This window comes from Carnobacterium divergens (assembly GCF_900258435.1).
GTDB classification, from domain to species: domain Bacteria; phylum Bacillota; class Bacilli; order Lactobacillales; family Carnobacteriaceae; genus Carnobacterium; species Carnobacterium divergens_A.
This window is the reverse complement of the sequence record NZ_LT992558.1, coordinates 1,675,343-1,692,762: the sequence shown is the minus strand read 5'-3', so window position 1 is coordinate 1,692,762 and position 17,420 is coordinate 1,675,343. Positions and strand designations below refer to the sequence as shown.

At 35.5% G+C, this 17,420-nt stretch carries 19 protein-coding genes; 16 read left to right on the top strand and 3 right to left on the bottom strand.

Annotation, left to right across the window (positions count from 1 at the left end):
* The first annotated feature begins 14 nt into the window (after positions 1 to 14).
* The 3 genes from CDIMF43_RS08520 (at position 15) to nagA (ending at position 3,565) form a co-directional block, all read left to right on the top strand.
* A complete protein-coding gene (locus CDIMF43_RS08520; RefSeq protein ID WP_109841759.1) occupies positions 15 to 1,514 on the top strand; it encodes a carboxypeptidase M32 in 1,500 nt (499 codons plus the stop codon).
* A 144-nt stretch (positions 1,515 to 1,658) separates the two neighbouring features.
* Positions 1,659 to 2,420 carry a DeoR/GlpR family DNA-binding transcription regulator gene (locus CDIMF43_RS08515; protein WP_074402698.1) on the top strand — a complete coding sequence of 254 codons (762 nt, stop codon included), beginning with the start codon at positions 1,659 to 1,661 and terminating at the stop codon, positions 2,418 to 2,420.
* A gap of 5 nt (positions 2,421 to 2,425) precedes the next feature.
* A complete protein-coding gene (gene nagA, locus CDIMF43_RS08510) occupies positions 2,426 to 3,565 on the top strand; it encodes an N-acetylglucosamine-6-phosphate deacetylase (protein ID WP_233218307.1) in 1,140 nt (379 codons plus the stop codon).
* A gap of 36 nt (positions 3,566 to 3,601) precedes the next feature.
* On the opposite strand, the gene CDIMF43_RS08505 is transcribed toward nagA, so the two are convergent.
* Positions 3,602 to 4,015, bottom strand: coding sequence for a ribonuclease HI family protein (locus CDIMF43_RS08505; protein ID WP_109841758.1), 414 nt, complete (start codon positions 4,013 to 4,015; stop codon positions 3,602 to 3,604).
* A gap of 103 nt (positions 4,016 to 4,118) precedes the next feature.
* Between CDIMF43_RS08505 and CDIMF43_RS08500 the strand changes: the two genes are divergently transcribed.
* Positions 4,119 to 4,598 (top strand): EbsA family protein, encoded by a 480-nt coding sequence (locus CDIMF43_RS08500; protein ID WP_074402701.1) that lies wholly within the window; start codon positions 4,119 to 4,121, stop codon positions 4,596 to 4,598.
* A gap of 40 nt (positions 4,599 to 4,638) precedes the next feature.
* On the opposite strand, the gene CDIMF43_RS08495 is transcribed toward CDIMF43_RS08500, so the two are convergent.
* Positions 4,639 to 4,839: a cold-shock protein gene (locus CDIMF43_RS08495; RefSeq protein ID WP_074402702.1), complete on the bottom strand. Its 201-nt coding sequence runs from the start codon at positions 4,837 to 4,839 to the stop codon at positions 4,639 to 4,641.
* A 233-nt stretch (positions 4,840 to 5,072) separates the two neighbouring features.
* Between CDIMF43_RS08495 and CDIMF43_RS08490 the strand changes: the two genes are divergently transcribed.
* The 5 genes from CDIMF43_RS08490 to CDIMF43_RS08470 all read left to right on the top strand — a co-directional run bounded on the left by CDIMF43_RS08490 (position 5,073) and on the right by CDIMF43_RS08470 (position 10,934).
* On the top strand, positions 5,073 to 6,749 hold the full coding sequence (locus tag CDIMF43_RS08490) for a formate--tetrahydrofolate ligase (protein ID WP_109841757.1): 1,677 nt from the start codon (positions 5,073 to 5,075) through the stop codon (positions 6,747 to 6,749).
* A 57-nt stretch (positions 6,750 to 6,806) separates the two neighbouring features.
* Positions 6,807 to 7,451: a uracil-DNA glycosylase gene (locus tag CDIMF43_RS08485; protein ID WP_109841756.1), complete on the top strand. Its 645-nt coding sequence runs from the start codon at positions 6,807 to 6,809 to the stop codon at positions 7,449 to 7,451.
* Between the two features lie 103 nt (positions 7,452 to 7,554).
* Positions 7,555 to 9,441, top strand: coding sequence for an ABC-F family ATP-binding cassette domain-containing protein (locus CDIMF43_RS08480; protein ID WP_109841755.1), 1,887 nt, complete (start codon positions 7,555 to 7,557; stop codon positions 9,439 to 9,441).
* Between the two features lie 32 nt (positions 9,442 to 9,473).
* The gene (locus CDIMF43_RS08475; RefSeq protein WP_109841754.1) at positions 9,474 to 10,421 is read left to right on the top strand and encodes a thymidylate synthase; all 948 of its coding nucleotides are present in this window, start codon (positions 9,474 to 9,476) and stop codon (positions 10,419 to 10,421) included.
* A gap of 24 nt (positions 10,422 to 10,445) precedes the next feature.
* The gene (locus CDIMF43_RS08470; protein WP_074402707.1) at positions 10,446 to 10,934 is read left to right on the top strand and encodes a dihydrofolate reductase; all 489 of its coding nucleotides are present in this window, start codon (positions 10,446 to 10,448) and stop codon (positions 10,932 to 10,934) included.
* Positions 10,935 to 10,989: 55 nt separating this feature from the next.
* Here CDIMF43_RS08470 and trhA read toward each other — a convergent pair whose 3' ends face one another.
* Positions 10,990 to 11,649, bottom strand: a complete 660-nt coding sequence (gene trhA, locus CDIMF43_RS08465) for a PAQR family membrane homeostasis protein TrhA (protein WP_109841753.1) — start codon at positions 11,647 to 11,649, stop codon at positions 10,990 to 10,992.
* 195 nt (positions 11,650 to 11,844) lie between these two features.
* Here trhA and CDIMF43_RS08460 point away from each other — a divergent pair, with 195 nt between their 5' ends.
* The 7 genes from CDIMF43_RS08460 (at position 11,845) to CDIMF43_RS08430 (ending at position 17,276) form a co-directional block, all read left to right on the top strand.
* Positions 11,845 to 12,687, top strand: coding sequence for a DegV family protein (locus tag CDIMF43_RS08460; RefSeq protein ID WP_109841752.1), 843 nt, complete (start codon positions 11,845 to 11,847; stop codon positions 12,685 to 12,687).
* 81 nt (positions 12,688 to 12,768) lie between these two features.
* The gene (locus CDIMF43_RS08455; RefSeq protein WP_109841751.1) at positions 12,769 to 13,638 is read left to right on the top strand and encodes an SGNH/GDSL hydrolase family protein; all 870 of its coding nucleotides are present in this window, start codon (positions 12,769 to 12,771) and stop codon (positions 13,636 to 13,638) included.
* 27 nt (positions 13,639 to 13,665) lie between these two features.
* On the top strand, positions 13,666 to 14,295 hold the full coding sequence (locus tag CDIMF43_RS08450) for a YpmS family protein (RefSeq protein WP_074402710.1): 630 nt from the start codon (positions 13,666 to 13,668) through the stop codon (positions 14,293 to 14,295).
* Positions 14,296 to 14,308: 13 nt separating this feature from the next.
* Positions 14,309 to 14,821 (top strand): peptide-methionine (S)-S-oxide reductase MsrA, encoded by a 513-nt coding sequence (msrA, locus tag CDIMF43_RS08445; RefSeq protein WP_109841750.1) that lies wholly within the window; start codon positions 14,309 to 14,311, stop codon positions 14,819 to 14,821.
* Between the two features lies 1 nt (position 14,822).
* Entirely contained in the window at positions 14,823 to 15,062 is a 240-nt protein-coding gene (locus CDIMF43_RS08440) for a YozE family protein (protein ID WP_074402712.1), read from the top strand.
* A 15-nt stretch (positions 15,063 to 15,077) separates the two neighbouring features.
* On the top strand, positions 15,078 to 15,788 hold the full coding sequence (gene deoD / locus CDIMF43_RS08435; RefSeq protein ID WP_109841749.1) for a purine-nucleoside phosphorylase: 711 nt from the start codon (positions 15,078 to 15,080) through the stop codon (positions 15,786 to 15,788).
* Between the two features lie 21 nt (positions 15,789 to 15,809).
* Positions 15,810 to 17,276, top strand: coding sequence for a S41 family peptidase (locus CDIMF43_RS08430; RefSeq protein ID WP_109841748.1), 1,467 nt, complete (start codon positions 15,810 to 15,812; stop codon positions 17,274 to 17,276).
* Positions 17,277 to 17,420: the final 144 nt, after the last annotated feature.

Genomic DNA, 17,420 nt, shown 5'->3' with positions numbered 1-17,420 from the left:
AGGAGTGAATTTAGATGGGGGAACAAGAAAAAGGTTTTTTAGAATTAACTAAAGAAATTGCTTTATTAAATGAAGCCGTTGCGCTGTTAGAGTGGGATTCATTAACTGGAATGCCTGAAGAAAGCAGTTCTTACCGTGGCGAATTGGTAAGTTATCTAGCGAGTCAAGCATTTGAAAAATCAACTTCCACTGAAATGGTTCATTATTTAAGTGAACTTCACAAAAATCAAAGTGAACTGTCTGATGAGTTAAAAAAAATGGTGGAAAAAGTTCAAAAAGAATATGATTTAAATCATAAAATTCCACAAAATGAATACAAAGACTTCATCAAAGTAACGAGTGAAGCGGATGCCACTTGGAAAAAAGCAAGAGAAACCCAAGATTTTAAGGTATTCTTGCCATCGTTAGAAAAAATTATTGCTTATGAAAAGAAATTTATTACCTATTGGAAAAAAGACGAAGCCACAAATTACGATGTTTTATTAAACCAATATGAACCAGGCATGACGGTTGCCAAGTTAGATAAATTATTTTTTGAACTAAGAGAAGGCATTCTGGCAATTTTAGCTAAAATCAAGGAAAATGGGACACCTCCTAAAACTGATTTTTTAACTCGTTTTATGAGTAAAGAAAATCAAAAGGCTTTTTCTACAGCAGTCGTTAAAAAAATGGGGTACCGTTTTGAAGCTGGAAGACTGGATGATACGATTCATCCGTTTATGCAAAGTATGAATCGCAAAGATGCTCGAATTACGACTCGTTGGGATGAACATAATTATAAAATGGCAATTTTTGGTATTATTCATGAAGCTGGACATGGCATTTATGAACAAAATATTTCTGAAAAATATGATTACACGCCGTTGAGTGGTGGTGTTTCAATGGGAATTCATGAGTCACAATCCTTATTTTATGAGATTGTTATGGGTAGCGATAAACGATTCTGGTTAGATAACTACTCATTGTTGCAACGCTATGCAGATGGCGAGCTAGATGATGTTGATTTTGAAACATTTTACAAGGGATTACATGAAACGAAATCTTCCTTGATTCGAATTGAAGCCGATACATTAACGTACCCAATTCACATTATTATTCGTTATGAAATTGAAAAAATGATTTTTAATGATGAGGTTGATGTGAAGGACTTGCCGCAAATTTGGAATCAAAAATATCAGGAATACCTTGGTGTAACACCAACCAATGATGCTGAAGGGATTTTACAAGATGTCCATTGGAGTGGCGGTAGCTTTGGTTATTTCCCATCCTATGCTCTAGGCTTTATGTATGCAGCGCAATTGCAACATACTATGGCAAAAGAAATTGATTTAGAAGCAATTTATAAAACGGGCGACTATGAACCCATTCGTCAATGGTTAACGGCGCACATCCATCAATACGGTGCCTTTAAAGAGCCGAATGAATTGATTTTAGAAGCAACAGAAGAAGCCTTAAATCCTCGCTATTTACTGGAATTACAAGATAAAATCTATCAAATGGTTTATGATTATTAAGTAGAAGATACTAAGAATCGATGATTCTTAGTATCTTTTTTTTAACAATATTGGCATTGACTTTCTTTAAAAAAAGGGTTAAACTTAAAATAACTTAAAAATAATAGTAAAAAACTTAATAAAACTTAAAAAGAGGTGGTATAAATGAATCAAAAAGATCGGTTGAAAACTATTCTTGAGTTATTAGAAGAAAGAAAAGAACTCTCAACAGAAGAGCTGATGGAAGAATTATCGGTTTCTAAAGATACCATTCGGCGTGATATTTTAGTTTTACTCAATCAAGAATTAGTTGAGCGCTATCGGGGAGGGATTTCTTTACCCGTTATGAAAGAAAAAATTCAAACCTATACTGATCGAATGATTGCAAACGCTAAAGAAAAAGATGCAATTGCCTTAAAAGCAATTGAGGAAATAAAACCACATCAAGTTCTATTTTTTGATGTCTCCACCACGGTTCAAATGATTGCAGAGCACTTAAACCACGAGCAATTACTGATGGTCACTCAATCAGTTGACAATGCTTTTGCTCTTTCTAAAAAAAATAAAAAAAGTGACGTTTTTTTACTAGGAGGCTTATTTGATGCTCAGTCACACTTGATTCATGGAGAAGCCACCATTGAACAATTGTCTACTTTTTTATTTGATTGTGCCTTTATTGGTGCTGCGGGGATTTCCACTAACGGTATCTTTTACTCGGAGTTAACCGATATTCAAATGAAAAAGGCCATTATTAAAAATGCTAAAAAAGTATGTTTAGTTGTTGACTCTTCAAAAATAGCTGTTGAAACTTCTTTCAAATTAGCATTTAGCGGAATTGATCTGATTATTTCAAATCAACCGTTCTCAAAAGAATTAAAAAATAAACTAGAAGATCAGAATATTGAAATAATCATTACAGAGGAGTGAGCTCATTGAATTTACTAATAAAAAATGCACACATTATTGAAGATGGGACAAGAAAAAAAGTAACCATTGGGATTGAAAACCAACGTATTAAGCAAATTTCTACCGGAAATATTGAATGTCTGGAAGATACGGTTGTCCTAGATGGTAAAAATCAACTTCTTATTCCTGGAATGGTGGACGTCCATATTCATGGTGCCAATAATTTTGATATGATGGATGGCACAACCGAAAGCATTCAGGCAGTTTCGAAAAAATGTGCTGAGACAGGCTGTACCAGTTTTTTAGTTACTTCAGTTAGTTCCTCACTAGAATCTCTTCTTAAGATGATTCGTAGTACTAAAGAAGTGATTGGAAAAGAAGAAGGGGCTAAAATTGCTGGAATCCATCTAGAAGGTCCCTATTTAAATGTATTAAAAAAAGGCATGCAAAATGAAAAGTATCTACGCCATCCTAATTTTGAAGAAATGGATCTTATTTTTAAAGAAGCAGGAGACTTAATTAAAATGGTAACCATCGCTCCAGAATTGCCAGGAGGAATTGACTTGATTCACTATTTAACAAAGCGCAATGTAGTAGTGGCAATTGCTCATTCAAATGCGACTTATGAAGAAGCAACGCAAGCTTTTGAAGAAGGTGCTAGTCATATTACTCATTGTTTCAATGCAATGCCCGCAATTCATCATCGTGCCCCAGGTTTGGTAGCAGCCGCTTTAGAAAATGATGGTGTTAGTTTGCAAGCCATAGTTGATGGCGTACATTTACATCCAGGTATTATTCGCTTGATGCATAAAATCAAAGGGCCCAATAAACTCGTGTTGACTACAGATGCCTTACAGGCAATGGGTGTGGGAGATGGTGATTATGTATTCGGTGGACATCAAGTATCCGTTAAAGAGGGCATTGCCAGACTTCAAGATGGAACGCTAGCTTCTAGTACCATTACAATGAATCGTTCACTAAAACTAAGCGTTGACTTTGGCATTCCGCTTTCTGATGGTATTAAAATGGCCTCTACTACGCCAGCAAATATACTAGGACTCAATCGTATTGGGGAAATTAAAGAAGGGTATATTGCAGATTTAGTACTATTAGACGATGCTTATGACGTATCGCAAACCATTATCAATGGAGTGGTTTATTCGTAAACAGGCACATGTATTGCAAAGCTTAGTAGTTATCTACTAAGCTTTTTCTTTTAACTTTAATTGCAGAGCTTGTCTAGCCAAGTGGTCAGCGCCTTTATTTTGTGCTTCAGGAATCCAATTAATAAAGGATAGTTCTATTTGATTTAAAATATGATGAATGGGTTTTAAATAAGTCGCGAATTGATCATTTTTAGCATAATTACGTTCAACCGAATTCGCTACGATTTTACTATCGGTATAAATCATGACCGTTTCAGTTAAAAGATGTTGTTTTTCTATATGTTGTAAGGCAATTAAAAGAGCCTGGAATTCAGCTTCGTGGTTGCTACAGTTTTCTTGTAAAGGGATGGCTAATTGTTGATAGAATTGTTTGGGGCCAGAAATGACAATGCCAACGCCGCTTGGACCGGGATTGCCTTTTGTTGCAGCATCTGTATAAATTTTAAGCATGACAAAAAGAGTCTCCTTTTCAATTTTATAAGTTTCTTAATAGCTTCCCAAATTAATCTATGATACTATAGAATCATCCTAACAATAAAAGGAGGAATCCTGGTTGAAGAACGAAGCAACAATAAGGTATCGTCTTTCTTTGGAACCTGCTTATCAAATTATTTATTGGTCTATTAGTTGGACTACTTTTTTTATTAGTTTAATAGGTATTTTAGAGGTTCAACGGCTAAATGTAGTAAGTATTCTTGCAGCAATTATTTTTATTTTAACAGCCTACATTGGACTAGGATCTTATCTAACGATCAATCATACGAATATGGAATTTTCATATTTAAGAGGTATGAAAAAAGAAAGTATTCCACTTGAATCGATTAAAAAAATTAAGGGGCATCATTTAAGTCAACAAATTGATTTTAAAACAGAACGTCCGAAGTTTTGGTTTTATTTCTTTAATAAAAAAATAAAAACGCAATTTTATCACCGTTTCGCAACGGATTATCCAGCGATTTCTTTATCTGAAGAATTTATTAAAACCCCAACGTATTTGGATACATCGGTCTTTCAAAACGATCAAAGAGATTAAGTGATTTAAAAAACGATACCTGATAAAGGGTATCGTTTTTTTATTCAATCGTTACTTTAGTAGCTTGAGGACCTCTAGTTCCTTCAACAATCGTAAAGACGACTGTTTGTCCTTCAGTTAATGTTTTAAATCCATCGCCTTCAATTCCAGTGAAGTGTACGAAAATATCTTCCCCATCATTGTATTCAATAAATCCGTATCCTTTGTCATTACTAAACCATTTTACAGTCCCAGTTTCCATATGTAACGTCCCCCTCTAGTTTAGAATCCAACGTCACCAAAATTTAATTCATGGCTTATTCCTATTATAGAAATATTCTATGAATCCGTCAAATATAAATAGCTAAAATAACATCAACTAATAAAAATTAAGTTTCTTTTTCGGTCACAATTGTTGTATAATTAAAGTAAGATAAGAACGAATTGAACATTAATCGGTTTAATGTTCGGATATAATAGGGAGGAACTCATAAATTGACATTAACAGACATTGAAATTGCGCAAGCAGCTAAACTAAAACCAATTCAAGAAATTTCAGAAAAAGTAAAATTAGATTCGGATGACTTAGAACTATACGGTAAATATAAAGCAAAAATAGACTTTAACACAATGAAACGTCTTGCTCGTCAAAAAAATGGTAAGTTAATCTTGGTAACAGCAATCAACCCAACTCCAGCTGGTGAAGGAAAATCAACTGTAACGATTGGATTAGCAGATGCACTTTCATCTTTAGGGAAGAAAACAATGATTGCTTTACGTGAGCCGTCCCTAGGGCCTACAATGGGCGTAAAAGGAGGGGCTTGTGGTGGTGGATATGCTCAAGTGATTCCAATGGAAGATATTAACTTGCATTTTACAGGGGATATGCACGCTATTACAACAGCAAATAATGCGTTATCAGCTTTTATTGATAATCATTTATTTCAAGGAAATCTCTTACAAATCGATTCAAGAAGAGTGATATGGAAACGCGTTGTTGATTTAAATGATCGCGCGTTGCGTCATGTGACGATTGGTTTAGGTGGCCCAATGCAAGGCGTTCCAAGAGAAGATGGATTTGATATTACGGTTGCAAGTGAAATTATGGCCATTTTATGTTTAGCAACAAGTTTAACCGATTTAAAAAAACGCTTAGCTCGAATTGTAATAGGCTACACCTTTCAAAAACACCCTGTGACGGTTGCGGATTTAAAAGTAGAAGGCGCGTTAACGTTGTTATTAAAAGATGCGTTAAAACCAAATCTCGTACAATCAATTGAACACACGCCGGCTCTGGTTCATGGCGGTCCTTTTGCCAATATTGCTCATGGTTGCAACAGCGTATTAGCCACACAAACAGCTATGAAATTAGCCGATTACACGGTTACTGAAGCAGGATTTGGTGCGGATTTAGGTGCTGAGAAGTTTTTAGATATTAAAGTTCCGCAACTTGAAAAAGCACCAGATGCAATTGTTGTTGTCGCAACAATTCGCGCACTAAAGATGCATGGTGGTATTTCTAAGGATCAATTAGCTACTGAAAATGTTGCAGCTGTAAAAGCAGGGTTTAGTAATTTACAAAAGCATATTGAGAATATGCAGTCTTATGGTTTGCCTGTAGTTGTAGCAATTAATGAATTCAGTACGGATACAAAAAATGAAACGCAATTAGTTAAGGGGTTATGCCGTGAATTAGGCGTTGAGGCAGCGTTGACAGCTGTCTGGGAAAAGGGGTCAAAAGGTGGTGTAGAGCTAGCAAACGCTGTTTTAATGGCGATTGAATCAGGTTCAAAAGGGTTCCAACCATTGTACAACGCAGAAGAAACGTCAATCGAAGAAAAAGTCACCAAAATTGTTCAACAAATTTATGGTGGACGTAGAGTGCTATTTTCTAAAAAAGCCTTAACTCAACTAAAAACATTTAAAACTTATGGATGGGAAAAATTACCTGTTTGTATGGCGAAAACACAATATTCATTATCAGATGATCCTTCTCTTTTAGGTAGACCAACTGATTTTGATGTGACGATTCGAGAATTTGTACCTAAACTAGGAGCGGGCTTTATCGTTGCGTTAACAGGAGATGTGATGACGATGCCAGGCTTACCTAAAAGCCCAGCGGCATTAAATATGGATGTTGATGCAGATGGAAAAGTTTCGGGTTTATTCTAAAAAAGAGGTATGGGACGTAACTGTGTCTCATATCTTTTTTAGGTCAGGAGTGAAAAAATGGAAACAGCATTAACGAAAGAGCTGATAATATTAGGAAAAGAGCGTGTTAAGCATTTACCAGTTGAAGGTTTTGTACCAGGGCAAGGATCCTTACATCCATTGTTTATGTTGATTGGTGAAGCACCTGGTGAAACTGAAATTGGAAATTTAATTCCGTTTAGTGGGCGTGCAGGGAAAGAATTAATGAAATTTTTTGATAGGTTAGAAGTTTCAAGAGAAGATGTTTATATAACGAGTACCGTGCGAAGTAGACCTTATACAATTAAACAAAAAGTGAGTGTGAAAACAGGAGAAAAACGAACTAAAAAATACAATCGACCTCCAACAAAAAAAGAAATCATTGCGCACGCCCCATTGTTAGATGCAGAAATTCAAACTGTAAATCCGCCGATTATTTTGACTATGGGGAATATCGGATTAAAAAGAATCCTTGGGAATGTAGGGACGATTACAGAGCTTCATGGCCAGCTCTATACGGGACCCATTCAAAAATTACAATCGCTAAATTCAAACCAGTTTATATGGACAGAAAAAAACTATCGAGTCTTTTCAACGTTTCATCCTGCTGCCATTTTTTATAACCGCCAGTTGCAGTCGCTAATAATGGAAGATTTAACCACATTTAAAAGGCTGATTCATTGAGGAAATCTTCATCAATCAGATTTAGACTATTTACCGATGAAGATCCATGTTAGAATGAGAAAGACTGAATTTTGGAAATGAATAAAGGAAGTGGCGAATAGAGATGAAAGATTTAAAAGTAATTGGCTTAACGAAAACTTATGGAGAAAAAGTTCTCTTTGATGATATTTCCTTTACTATAAAAGAAGGAGACCGAGTCGGCTTGATTGGAACGAATGGAACTGGAAAATCAAGTTTAATACGAGTGTTAACAGGACGCGATGGCAGTGAATCAGGCGAAATTCAAATGCCAAAAGACTATCGAATCGGTTATTTGGAACAACAAACACAACTAAACTCAGAACAATCAGTGTTTGATGCAGTTTTCGAAGGCGATACGCCAATTTTAAAGGCACTACGTCATTATGAAATCGCATTAGAAAATCTAATGCTAGATTCAATGAATGAAGCCTACCAAAGAGCCTATTCAAATGCGGAACAAGAAATGAACCGAGAAGATGCTTGGACAGCAGATACAAACGCTAAAACAATTTTAAATCAGTTGGGTATCCATGATTTAGAACAAAAAGTAGCCACACTTTCTGGGGGACAAAAGAAACGTGTTGGATTAGCTCAAGTATTGATCCAAGCACCAGATTTGTTGATTTTAGATGAACCAACCAACCATCTTGATTTTGAAACAATTACATGGTTGGAGAAGTATTTAAGTAATTACAGAGGCTCGTTGCTTCTTGTGACCCATGATCGTTATTTTCTAGATCGTGTTGTCAATCGTATGATTGAATTAGCCCACGGAAAAATAACTACGTATACAGGAAACTATGAAGTGTACGTTAAAGAGCGAGCAGAGCGAATGCTTGAAATGGAAAAACAAGACCAAAAGAGAAAACAACTTTATTTAAAAGAACTAGATTGGATGCGCGCTGGAGCAAAAGCTCGAACAACTAAGCAACAAGCCCGGATTGATCGCTTCCATGACTTAGAAGGCAATTTAAATCAAACTAAAACAGACGGATCTGTTGAGATTGTAATGGATGGCAGTCGTTTAGGAAAACGTGTTTTTGAATTAGTAGATGCGGGGTTAACTCTTGAAAATCATGTTATTTTAAATAACTTTAATTTATTAGTGCAAACCAAAGATCGAATTGGAATCAGTGGACTAAATGGTGCGGGGAAATCAACGTTATTAAATGTGTTGGCAGGCAGAATGGTGCTGGATAGTGGGAAATTAGTAGTTGGCGAAACGGTTAAAATTGCTTATTATACTCAAATGACAGAAGACATGGATCCTAACAAACGTCTTGTTCAGTATCTCCAAGAAGTAGGAGAAGAAATTGAAACTACTAATGGAGAGCGAGTAAGTGTGACGGAGCTGTTGGAGCAATTCTTGTTTGAACGTCACATGCACGGTGCGTTAATTGGAAAATTATCAGGTGGCGAAAAACGTCGTTTGTATCTATTGAAATTATTGATGGAGCGCCCAAATGTGTTATTATTAGATGAACCAACAAATGATTTGGATATTGCAACATTAACAGTCTTGGAAGATTATATTGAAACCTTCCCTGGTGCTGTGATTTCTGTTTCTCACGATCGTTACTTTTTAGATAAATCAACGAATAAACTACTAATGTTTGAAGGCAACGGGCAAGTGACGCCTTATTACGGCAGTATCACTGAATTTTTAAAAGAAGATCGAACAGGTAAAGTGGAAACGGATATGCCAATAAAAAATAACAATCAAGTTGATTCAACAGAAAATGAAACAAAAGATAAAAAGAAATTAACCTTTGTAGAACAAAAAGAATGGGACACGATTGAAGACGATATCGCTAAAATAGAAAAAGAGATTGAAACTTTAAAAGAAGCGATGGTAAAATCAAGCAGCGATTTTACAAAACTACAAGAATTACAAGAAAACGTTACTCAATTAGAGGAAGAACTTGAAGTGAAAATGGCCCGTTGGGAGTTTTTAAGTCAATTTGCATAAAAAAGAAAGATCGATTAACTGGAGGCGTTCATGTGGAAAAAGAGTATTTAGCATTAGGAAAAAAAGTATTGGAAACAGGAAATGTCAAAACAGATCGTACTGGAACTGGAACAAAGAGCATCTTTGGCCATCAAATGCGTTTTGATTTGTCAAAAGGGTTTCCATTGCTTACAACTAAGAGAGTTCCTTTTGGATTAATTAAAAGTGAATTGTTATGGTTTATTAAAGGCGATACCAATATTCGGTATCTATTAGAGCATAATAATCATATTTGGGATGAGTGGGCATTTGAACGCTTTGTAAAAAGTGCAGATTATTCTGGTCCAGATATGACAAATTTTGGTCGTCGTGCAGTTACAGATGCCGATTTTAATGAAATCTACCAAGTAGAATTAAAAAAATTCTGCGAACGCGTTTTAACAGATGATGGCTTTGCCAAAACATATGGTGAACTAGGAAATATTTACGGTTCTCAGTGGCGTCATTGGAAAACAACTCAAGGAGAAACCATTGATCAATTAAAAGATGTGATTCAAATGATCAAAGAAACGCCTGATTCAAGACGTTTGATTGTTTCCGCTTGGAATCCAGAAGACGTTCCATCAATGGCATTGCCTCCATGTCATTCGATGTTTCAATTTTATGTAGCAGACGGAAAATTAAGTTGTCAATTGTATCAACGAAGTGGCGATATCTTTTTAGGCGTTCCTTTTAATATTGCAAGTTATGCGTTGTTGACTCATTTGATTGCGCATGAAGTAGGTTTAGAAGTAGGGGATTTTGTGCATACAATCGGAGACGCTCATTTGTATTCGAATCATATGAATCAAATGACTGAACAATTGACTCGAAGTATTCGCGAATTTCCGACGTTAAAATTAAATCAAGAAAAAACAAGTATTTTTGAATTTGATGTAGCAGATATTCAAATTGAAGAGTACAATCCACATCCAGCAATCAAAGCACCAATTGCAGTTTAATCGATAGAAAAGAGGGGAAAACTCATGATTGCGTATTTATGGGCTCAAGATGAAAATGGTACAATTGGGTATCAAGGCACGTTACCGTGGCGTTTGCCGAATGATTTAAAGTTTTTTAAGGAAAAAACAATTCATAATGCCGTTGTGATGGGAAGAAAAACCTTTGAAGGTATGGGGAAACGCCCCTTACCAAATCGCATAAACATTATTTTAACTACAGATCCGACTTATGAAGCAGCTGGTGTGACTGTGATGCACAGTCGCCAAGAAGTACTGGATTTTGCTAAATCCTATGAAAAAGATACGTTTATCACTGGCGGTACAGGAGTATTTAAAGACTTTTTGGATGACGCTGATGTGTTGTATCGCACAATTATTAAAGGGGAATTTAAAGGAGATACTCAATTTCCACCTTTAAATTGGCAAGAATGGAAAATTACAGAAGCAACTCCAGGAATTTTAGATGAAAAAAATCGTTATCCTCATGTGTTTGAAACATACGTTAGAAAATAAGAAAACGGCAACTTCAAATTATTGAAGTTGCCGTTTTCTTATTGATTTTATTTTTTTAAGCATACAACAGAATTGAAAAATACATAAATCCTGTGCCGAGCATCACGAACAGATGCCATAAAACATGCATAAAGCGAACGGAGCGCATGCTGTAAATTAGAGCGCCAACGGTAAATGAAACGCCACCAGCTACTAATAACCAAAAACCGATTGGGCCTAGACCACTATACAAAGGTTTCATTGCGATCAAACACAACCATCCCATAATAATATAAATGACCGTTGATGCATTTTGATATTTTCCTAGCCAGATGCATTTGTAAACCACCCCTAGAATAGCCATCAACCAAATCACACCGAACAATGACCAACCTAGTGGACCGCCAACAGTAACCAAACAGTAAGGAGTGTAGGTTCCAGCAATTAAAAGGTAAATACTGCTATGATCAAAAATTTGAAAAATCTTTTTTGCTTTTGTGAACATTAGGCTATGAAAAAGAGTGGAAGCAAGGTAAAGTAAAATCAAGGTTGTGCCGTAAATTGCGTAAGAGACAACTTCTAGTGCTGAACCATTTTGGGTTCCTTTGATTAATAATAAAACTAAACCAGCAATGCTTAAACCAACGCCGATCCCATGAGTAATCGCATTGAAAACTTCGTTGACAATTAAGTAACTTTTAGAAAAATGTTGTGTTGTGTTTGTTGTTTCCTTCAATTAAATCCCCCCGATAAGTTAAAACTTTAAAAAATCTCACGTTTCTCTAGTGTACGAAAATATGAGAATCTGTTATACTATTTTAATAAGAATAAAATAGCGCTAGGTCACTTTTAAGTGAGTCACTTATTTGTTTTAATCATTATAACATGAACCTATCTATTTTTGCAGAAGAAAGAGTGGGATTAATAAAAAATGAAGAAATTTAAAATTGTAACAGATTCATCCGCTGAGTTAGGACCAGATGAAATTAAAGAATTAGCAATTCATGTTTTGCCTTTAACAGTGATGATTGATGACGTTGTATATGTTGACGGAGTCACATTGCAAAAAGAAGAATTTATGGAAAAAATGCAACAAGCCAAAGCCTTACCAAAAACAAGTCAACCGCCAATTGGGCAGTTTGTTGAATTGTATGATGAGTTAGGAAAAGATGGCAGTGAAGTTATTTCTATTCACATGACAGAAAATCTTAGTGGAACCGTTAATACCGCTCGTCAAGCAGCGCAATTATCGACAACAGAAGTTACGGTTATCGATAGTGATTTTACGGATCGCGGCTTGTCTTTCCAAGTAATTGAAGCAGCCAGAATGTCGTTAGCGAACGCCGATAAAGAAGCTATTTTAAAACGAATTGACGAAGTGAGAGCCAATACTAAATTATATATTTGTGTTGTGACATTAGAAAATCTTGTAAAAGGTGGTAGAATTGGTCGCCTGGCAGGAGCGTTGTCAAGCTTTTTAAATGTAAAAGTGATGATGGAGCAAGTAAAAGGACAATTAGAATTACGTGTTCGTGGACGCGGAATGAAACCAGTTAATAAATGGCTTGTTGAATTACAAGAGAAATTAAAAGAAACACCTAATATTCGTGAAGTATCTTTTTCATATGCAGACGATGAAGAGGCTTGCGAAGAAATTAAAAATCAATTTCAAGCAGCATTACCTGACGTACCAATGCGGGTTAGATTAACCAGCCCAATTATCTCAACACATGCTGGTAAAGGTGCTTTTGCAGTCATGTACTATACCGATTAGTAAGTATTCTGCATAATTATTTATGGACAGATTCTACTATAAGTAGAACTGTTCTTTTTAAATTAAGAAAGGAAAAAATCAATGAAACAGTTAAAATCACTAGTAGGAATAGTTCTTTTTTTGGCAATAGCCACATTTGTTGTGTTTCAAGTATTAAATTTTTTTAGTGGCAATGAGACAGCAACTCAAAAGGCAGTAACAAAGATCACAAAGAAAGTACCCAAAAAGGACATCTCCATTGTTGCAGTAGGCGATTCTTTAACAGAAGGCATTGGTGACGGGACTGCGACTGGGGGATACGTTTCACGAATAGCGGACTTATACGCAAAAGATAAAAAAATCAACGATATTACAACGGCTAACTATGGAATTTCAGGCAATACCAGCACTCAAATTCTAAAACGAATTCAAACGAAAACGGACATCCAAGATTCTCTGAAAGAAGCAGATGTCATCGTTTTGACTTTTGGTGGCAATGATTTAATGAAAGTGATTAAATCTCAACTACTAAAAGTAACAGAAGATAGTTTTACAAAGCCAGAAGCTGAATATAAAGAACGAGTAAAAACGATTTTTTCAGAAATACGAAATCTAAACAAACATGCACCAATTTATGTTTATGGCATTTACAATCCGTTTTATTTGTATTTTTCAGATGTTCCTGAAATGCAAGCAGTAGTAGATTCATGGAATGAGGCAACTACTTCTGTTGTTGATGAACAAAATAAAGCTCATTTCATTCCAATAAACGACTTGCTCTCTAAAGGAAATCAAGTGGAAACAACTAAAAAAGAAGAAAAAGCATCCAAAAATTCTGATCAAACTCCTGAAATAGTAAATGATTTATTATTTGAAGAAGACAGTTTCCATCCTAATGATGAAGGCTATGATCGGATGGCAAAAGCACTTTACGAAAAAATGCAAGCAACAAAAGCAGAGTGGCTCCCGTAAGAAGTAACTAGAGAAAGCAGTGAGAAAATGGTAGAAGAAACCAAACAAAGAAAGCAATTCAAGCGTCCTAATAATCCATGGAAATGGTCATTTTTAATTTTAGTAGCTGTATTATTAGGATTTGGTATTTGGGGTGGTACGAAGATTTTTGTGCCTGTTAATACGGTAGCTGAACAAAAAAAAGCACAGAAAACGGAAGATGTTTCTTTTGAAGTAAGTACTCATAAAAAAGAGGTTAATGAAATTGTCGCACATGGAATTGATCGTTTTATAAAAAAAGGAGATATCCAATATCAGTTAGTATTCAATGAACAAGCTGAAGTCATTGGCACCTTTAAACTCTTTAATCACGATGTTCATTTTTACCTCTATTTAGATCCTTTTGTAATGGAAAATGGCAACGTTCAGTTAAAAGCGACAAATATAAGCATCGGGAAATTGAATTTACCTATTGGTTATGTGATGAATTTAATTGCTAAACAATACAACTTACCTAAATGGGTACAAATCGATAGTAAAAAACAATTAATTGTTTTAAACTTGGATGAGTATAAGTTAGAAAATGGCTTGAAAATAAAAGCTAAAAAATTCGATTTAAAAAATGACGACATTCGTTTTAGTGTCTATTTGCCATTAGAAGAGCTTGTTAAGAAATAAGGGGGATTGTTACATGAAGGAAACAGCGATTTTTGCTGGGGGCTGCTTTTGGTGCATGGTAGCGCCTTTTGATCAGATGAAAGGAATTGAAAAAGTCATTTCGGGGTATACCGGTGGACATGTTGAAAATCCTACCTATGAGGAAGTTTTAACAAAAACAACTGGGCATACCGAAGCAGTTGAAATTACGTTTGATACATCCCTTATTAGTTATGAAGAGTTAGTGGCTATTTATTGGAATCAAACCGATCCTACAGATGCAATGGGACAATTTCAAGATCGTGGAGATAATTACCGACCTGTTATTTTTGTTAAGGATGAGTCCCAACGGAAAATAGCCGAGGCTTCAAAGCAACAATTAATCAAAAGTAAAGTCTATTCAAAGCCGATTGTAACGCAAATTCAATTGGCGATGCCTTTTTATCCTGCAGAAGAAGAACATCAAGGTTTTTATCAAAAAAATCCAGAGCGTTATCAGGCAGAACAAGAAGAACGCAAACGTTATCAATCAAAGGAGCTGAATTAAAATGAGGCAGTCTTTCTTTCACTTTTTAATGACCGAACGAGATCCTCATAAAAATGACGAAGTCACAAAGTTTGCAAATGATGTTTACCTGGATGTCAGCTTTCCAAAACAATCAGAAAATTATCAAGAAGTAAGTGATTATTTAGAGTTTTATGGGGACTATTTAAGTTCAATGAGTATTTTTGACCACGCGTGGGAGCGATATCTTGAACGAAATCAAACATTAAGCAGTTCAAATTAGGGAGGAAATAAAAAAATGAGTATTCATATTGAAGCGTCACAAGGACAAATTGCAGAAACAGTGTTATTACCAGGGGATCCATTACGTGCAAAATACATTGCAGAAACTTTTTTAACAGATGTAGAGCAATACAACCGCATTAGAAATATGTTTGGTTACACAGGCTTATACAAAGGCGAACGTATTTCTGTTCAAGGTACGGGGATGGGCATTCCGTCGATGATGATTTATGCGGATGAGCTAATGAATAGTTACAATGTTCAAAATCTAATCCGTGTAGGCACGGCTGGTGGAATGCAAGCAGACGTTAAAGTACGAGATATCGTTTTAGGACAAGGGGCAACAACGGATTCTTTTATTAACCGTCAAGCATTTGATGGGAAAGTAGATTTTGCACCCTTGGCTAATTTTGATCTTTTAAAAACAGCTTATGATATTAGTACGCAAAAAGGTCTATCGGTTAAAGTAGGGAATATTTTATCAGCCGATCGCTTCTATAACGCTGAACTTGATAAAGTAAAATTAGCGGATTACGGCATTTTGGCTGTTGAAATGGAAGCAGCAGGGTTATATACTTTAGCAGCAAAATACAACCGCAAAGCGTTAGCGATTCTAACAATTAGTGACCATATTTTCACAGGTGAAGAAACTTCTTCAGACGAGCGTGAACGTACATTTAGTGACATGATGATCGTAGCATTGGAAACAGCTCTTAGACAAAAATAATAGAATAGTGGAGGTGTTCCTTTGAATCAAGAACCGGATGATTTAAAATCTAAGAAAACTAAAAAGAACGTTACTTTAAGTGTGTATATCGCATCACTGATCGCGGTCGCGGTATTCGCTATTGGCGGAACCTATCTGCTGACTTCAAAAAATCAAAATCAAGTAGCCGTTGATTCTTCTAACACAGCTAAAGTCGATCAAAATTTCAACAAATTACAAGAAGTCTATTCAAAATTATCAACTCAATTTTATAAAAAAGTTGATAGTACTAAATTATTAGAAGGAGCCTTATCTGGCATGGTAAATGCGACAGGGGATCCTTATACGCAATACCTAGATGTTGCAGAGGCAACGGATTTAGACAGCACGATTTCAGCTTCTTTTGAAGGAATTGGTGCGGAAGTAATGAATCAAAATGACGCCATCACCATTGTTTCTCCAATTGCGGGTTCGCCAGCTGAAAAAGCAGGACTTTTGCCAAATGATGTTATTTTAAAAGTAGACGATCATGACATGGCTGGTCTGACTTTAAATAAAGCAGTTTCGTATATTCGTGGCGAAAAAGGGACCGATGTTGTCTTGAAAATCCAAAGAGGAACCACTACCTTTGATGTAACGTTAAAACGTGATACGATTCCAGTTGAAACAGTAAAAAGTCGTCTGGATGAAACAGATCCAACAATTGGATATATCCAAATTACGAATTTTTCACAACCAACTGCTTCTGAAGTTGAAAAAGCAGTCAAAGATTTACGTGAAAAAGGTGCAAAATCCTTTATCCTAGATGTTCGTGGAAATCCAGGTGGGCTATTAGATCAAGCATTAAAAATTTCTAACATGTTTGTAGAAGATGGCAAAGTCTTAATGCAAACAAAAGAACGAGATAAAAAAGCCGATATTATGAAAGCTGATGCAACGTTAGGTGACTTTAAAGTAACAGAGCCTATCACATTGTTAGTAGATGAAGGAAGCGCCAGTGCTTCTGAAATTTTAGCAGGTGCTTTAAAAGAATCTGCAAACACCACTATCATTGGAACAAAAACATTTGGTAAAGGCACTGTTCAAACTGTAGCAACGTTTGATGATAAGAGTGAATTGAAAATGACAATTGCCAAATGGTTAACGCCTTCAGGACAATGGATCAATAAAAAAGGAATTGAACCAACAATTGCCGTTGATCTACCAGCGTATACAAAATTATTGCTAATTGATCCAAAGAAAACCTATCAACAAAATGATGTGTCAGATGAAGTGAAGAACTTACAAAGCGTTTTAAATGCGCTAGATTTTACTTCTAATGACGCAAATGGATACTTTGGAACAGGAACAACCGAAGCGGTTAAGGCCTTTCAAACTGCCCATAATTTGCCTGTTGATGGCATTGTGACAGATAAAACCTCTACCGCATTAATTGAAGCCTTACGAGAACGAATGAAACAAAATGACACACAATATGAAAAAGCTGTTTCTTATTTACAAACAAACTAATCAAAAAGACCTTATTTTCTACTTAATTTCTAGAAAATAAGGTCTTTTTTTGTGGATTAAAAAAAAATTAAATGAAATTTAGCAAAATAATAGTTATTTCAGTCATTTTCTTGTATGATAGAAGGTAGTATAGTTTACAAGTTT